The following is a 4600-nucleotide window of genomic DNA, read 5'->3' as shown; positions in this document are numbered from 1 at the left end:
GCGCATGACGATCCAGCGCCGCTGGCGTTCCTGGCTGACCACCGCCGTCATCGCACGCTGGCTTGCCAATGGCCGCTACTACCAGTTGAATCTCGTCGCCGGCGACCACTCGAACCCCGAAGCCCGCCTCACGGAGGATCTGCGGATCGCCACCGAGTCACCGGTCGATTTCATCTCCGGCGTCCTCAATGCGTTCCTGTCGGCCTCGACCTTCATCGTGGTGCTGTGGACGATCGGCGGCGCGCTCACTTTGCCGATCGGTGGCGAAAACCTGACCATTCCCGGCTTCCTCGTCATCACCGCAGTCATCTATGCCGCCATCACCTCCACGTCGATGGTGGTCATCGGCCGGCATTTCGTCCGCCTCTCCGAGCAGAAGAACCAGGCGGAAGCCGAATTCCGCTACACGCTGACGCGGGTACGCGAAAACGGCGAGAGCATCGCATTGCTCGGCGGCGAGGAGGAGGAGCGCAGCGGCATCGACAGGAATTTCGGTCATGTGCTCAGGCAATGGGCGCTGCTGACGGGCCAGCACATGCGCACGGCGCTGGTGTCGCAGGGGTCGAGCCTGTTTGCACCGGTCGTGCCGGTCCTGCTTTGCGCGCCGAAATTCCTCGAAGGCTCGATGTCGCTCGGACAGGTGATGCAGGCTGCCTCCGCCTTCGCCATCGTGCAGGGCGCGTTCGGATGGCTGGTCGACAACTACCCGCGTCTTGCCGACTGGAACGCCTCGGCGCGACGCATCGCCTCGCTGATGATGTCGCTCGACGGGCTCGAGCGTGCGGAGCAGAGCGACGCGCTCGGACGCATCCAGCACGGCGAAACCGAAGACGGTGCGATGCTCAGCCTCGACGATCTCTCCGTCACGCTCGACGACGGCACCTCCGTGGTCAAGGAAACCGAGGTTGCGATCGAACCGGGCGAGCGTGTGCTGGTGGCTGGCGAATCCGGCTCGGGCAAGTCGACGCTGGTGCGGGCCGTTGCCGGCCTGTGGCCATGGGGCGGCGGCAGCGTCAATTTTCATGCCGACAGGCGACTGTTCATGCTGCCGCAACGTCCCTACATCCCCTCGGGCACGCTTCGCCGCGCGGTCGCCTATCCCGCGGCCGCGGACAAGTGGACGATCAAACAGATCAAGGCCGCCCTGGACAAGGTCGGCTTGGCCTATCTTGCCGAAAGGATCAAGGAAGAAGCGCCATGGGACCAGACGCTGTCGGGCGGCGAAAAGCAGCGTCTCGCTTTCGCGCGCCTGCTGCTGCACCGCCCCGATATCGTCGTGCTGGATGAAGCAACCTCGGCGCTCGACGAGAAGAGCCAGGACGCCATGATGGCGACGGTGATCCGCGAATTGCCCGATGTCACCATCATCAGCGTGGCGCACCGTGCCGAGCTGGAAGCCTTCCACAGCCGCAAGATCACCCTCGAACGGCGCGAGGGCGGCGCCAAGCTTGTCAGCGACATCAACCTCGTGCCGCGCAAGCGCAACCTGCTGAAGCGCGCCTTGTGGGGCTCCGGTAGTCGGGTCGAAAGGGCGCGCAAGGAGTAAGGCGCCGCTGCCCCGGGCACCGCGCGACTATGATGCGTATATGTCCTTGTAGGTGTCGCGCAGCAGGTTCTTCTGTACCTTGCCCATGGTGTTGCGCGGCAGTTCATCGACGAAGATCACGCGCTTCGGATGCTTGTATTTCGCCACCCGTCCGGCGATAGCGCCGAGAATTTCGGCACCGGTGATCCGCGATGACGGCGCCCGCACGACCACGGCGGTGACGCCTTCGCCGAAATCCGGATGGGCAACGCCGATGACGGCGCTTTCGCTAACCCCGTCGAGCGCATCGATCTCGCTTTCGAGCTCCTTCGGGTAGATGTTGTAACCGCCCGATATGATCAGGTCCTTGCCGCGACCGACGATGTGGACGTAGCCGTCGGCGTCGGTCATGCCGAGATCGCCGGTGATGAAAAAACCGCCGGCGCGGAATTCCGCCTTGGTCTTCTCCGGCATGCGCCAATAGCCGCCGAAAACATTTGGGCCCTTCACCTCGATCATGCCGACCTCGCCCTGCGCAAGCGCTGCGCCGCTGTCTGGATCGGTGATGCGAAGCGTGACGCCGGGCAAGGGGAAACCGACGGTGCCGGCGCGCCGCTCGCCCTCATAGGGGTTCGAGGTGTTCATGTTGGTCTCGGTCATGCCGTAGCGTTCGAGGATCGCGTGGCCGGTGCGCTCGCGCCAGATCTTGTGCGTCTCGGCCAGCAGCGGCGCCGACCCGGAAATGAACACACGGATGTTTTTCGCCGCCTCATGGTCCAGCCCCTCATGCTGCAGCAGGCGCACGTAGAAGGTCGGCACCCCCATCAGGGCCGTGGCACGCGGCAGCAGCGAGGCGATGCGGGCCGGATCGAACTTCTGCTCGAACAGCATCGAGGCGCCGGCCATCAGGACGACGTTGGTGGCGACGAACAGGCCGTGCGTGTGGAAGATCGGCAATGCGTGGATCAGCACGTCGTCTCCGGTGAAACGCCAGTGCTCGACCAGCACGCGCGCGTTCGAAGCAAGGTTCTCGTGGCTGAGCATGGCGCCTTTCGAACGGCCGGTGGTCCCCGACGTGTAGAGGATTGCCGCGAGGTCATCCGGCCCGCGCGCCACGTCATGAAAATCCGTCGGCAGCCGCGAGGCCTGGTCGGTCAGCGATCCCCGGCCATCGCGGCCGAGCGTGACGGTGACGGCGCCCGTCTTTTCCGCCAGCGCGCCGATGTCGGCCGCTCTTGCCGGATCGCAGACGACCAGGCGTGGTTCTGCGTCGCCGAAGAAATACTCCAGCTCAGCCAGCGTGTAGGCGGTGTTGAGCGGCAGGAAGACGGCGCCGGCGCGCAGGCAGGCGAGATAGAGCATGACCGCTTCCGGGCTCTTCTCGACCTGCACGGCAACGCGGTCACCGGGCTCGACATCCAGTTGCAGGAGCGCATGCGCAAACTGCGCCGAGCGGGCCAGCATATCGCCATAGGTGATCGAGCGGCCATCATCGGTTTCCATCAGCAAGCGCGCTGGCGCCGGCATCCGGAACCGGAACGCATCGAACAGATGATTGCTCATGAAGACTTCCCTGGGGTGCTGCGGCGCTGAGCATGCGCCTGTCGCGGCATGCCTCGGCGGCGAGAGTTCGCGGTTCTTGGCCGCGCCGTCAAGCCCGCCGACAGCGGTTCACGCCGGCCGCGCCGACGCAGGTTGCGTGCAAGAAACGAGCACAAGAGACCCGCCAGGAGACGACTGCTATCGCCGAGCGCGTTTGCCGGCGATTTCTTTCGTTTCCTCGTCCTGCTCGAAGCGCTTCATGCACATGGCCGCAGTCAACCGGTAGTGGTTGAGCAGGGCCTCGACGGCACCGTCGGCATTGCCGTCGAGGGCACATTCGGCGATCAGACGATGCTCGCCGAAATCGTCGCGCTGGACGCCTTCGCCATCATTGGCCATTTGCCGGTAGCGATAGGCGTGATCGGAGAGCTGGTCGCAAAAGCCCACCAGCCATTGCGACCGGCAGGCCGAAATCAGCACCCTGTGGAAGATGCGATGCAGCCTCTCCCAATCGGGATTGAGCGAGAAGAGATTCTGCGGTGCCAGGCGTGACGCGCGTCCCAGGCGATGCAGCGCCAGCACGAGCTGTTCTTCCCATTCGGCGGTGCGGTGGGTGATGGATTCGCGAAGCGCTCGCTCCTCGAGCCAGCAGCGGGTGCGCGTCAGCTCCTCGAGTTCCGAGGCGCTGACCGGCATGATGAAGAAGCCGCGCTGGTCGTGCCGGCCGAGAAGCCCTTCCGAGGCGAGGCGATTGAGGGCTTCGCGGACAGGCGACGCGCCGGCTCCATATTTGGAGACCACCCACTCGACCCGCAGCTTGCTCTCGGCTTCAAGGACACCGCCGAGAAGATCGTCCCGCAATTGCTGATAGACCGTAGTGGCAAGCGTGCTCTTCGGTCCGGCAGCGTCGTCGTTCAGATTGGCAGCTCCGTATGTCAAAGCGACTCCTTGTCCCCAGGACTTGTCCCGGGCGATTCGAGTCCGAAAGCATTCGCCTTCTCGTACTTGTACCATACAGCGCGAAGATTCGCCTGCTCAAGCAGAAGATCACGTTATTGTACTTTAGCACAAAGGAATATGCGGCATTTCGGAGTTCAGTGCTGTAATTCCGCGCTTTTTCACAACCTGCGGGCACTTAACATGGTTTGTATGCACGCAGGAGAATCTGTTCTTTTTGTTCTTTTGTATTCGCGCGAGATCAACTGTCTGCTTTGGGCATAGACGACGGAGCTGAAAACCGAATCAGGCAATCGCTCACATCCGATGCCGTTGCCCCAAAAGCTTCACAAACCCGCCCGGCACCAGAACCTTAGCCGGCATGCAGGGCTGACGCGGGAACACTGCTGGTCAACCGGCTGCCTTATCGGCTGCCGTCCTGATCGCCTGGATGTTCTGCCGATAAGCCTCGACGCTGCCGCCTTTGAAGATGGCGGCGCCCGCCACCAGCACGTCGGCGCCGGCAGCGGTGACCAGCGGCGCGGTTTCGGCTGAAACACCGCCGTCGATCTCGATTCGGATCGGCCGGCCTCCGAT

3 protein-coding genes and 1 pseudogene are annotated in these 4600 nt (G+C 63.8%); 1 reads left to right on the top strand and 3 read right to left on the bottom strand.

Going from position 1 to position 4600, the window contains the following annotated elements; translation table 11 throughout:
- Positions 1–1546 (top strand): ABC transporter ATP-binding protein/permease (locus tag EN914_RS25240; RefSeq protein ID WP_164778891.1); only part of this gene is annotated, 1546 nt, incomplete at its 5' end.
- A 27-nt stretch (positions 1547–1573) separates the two neighbouring features.
- Here the strand turns inward: EN914_RS25240 and EN914_RS25235 are convergent.
- From EN914_RS25235 to EN914_RS25225, 3 genes and pseudogenes are all read right to left on the bottom strand, one after another.
- On the bottom strand, positions 1574–3088 hold the full coding sequence (locus tag EN914_RS25235) for a malonyl-CoA synthase (protein WP_024502151.1): 1515 nt from the start codon (positions 3086–3088) through the stop codon (positions 1574–1576).
- A gap of 177 nt (positions 3089–3265) precedes the next feature.
- Entirely contained in the window at positions 3266–4006 is a 741-nt protein-coding gene (locus EN914_RS25230; protein WP_024502152.1) for a GntR family transcriptional regulator, read from the bottom strand.
- 408 nt (positions 4007–4414) lie between these two features.
- Positions 4415–4600, bottom strand: a pseudogene (locus EN914_RS25225) (ribulose-phosphate 3-epimerase); the annotation flags it as partial.

The organism is Mesorhizobium sp. M7A.F.Ca.CA.001.08.2.1 (assembly GCF_003998455.1).
Taxonomy (GTDB): domain Bacteria; phylum Pseudomonadota; class Alphaproteobacteria; order Rhizobiales; family Rhizobiaceae; genus Mesorhizobium; species Mesorhizobium ciceri.
Note: the sequence above shows the minus strand (reverse complement) of the source record. Positions and strands in the feature narration are given on the sequence as shown.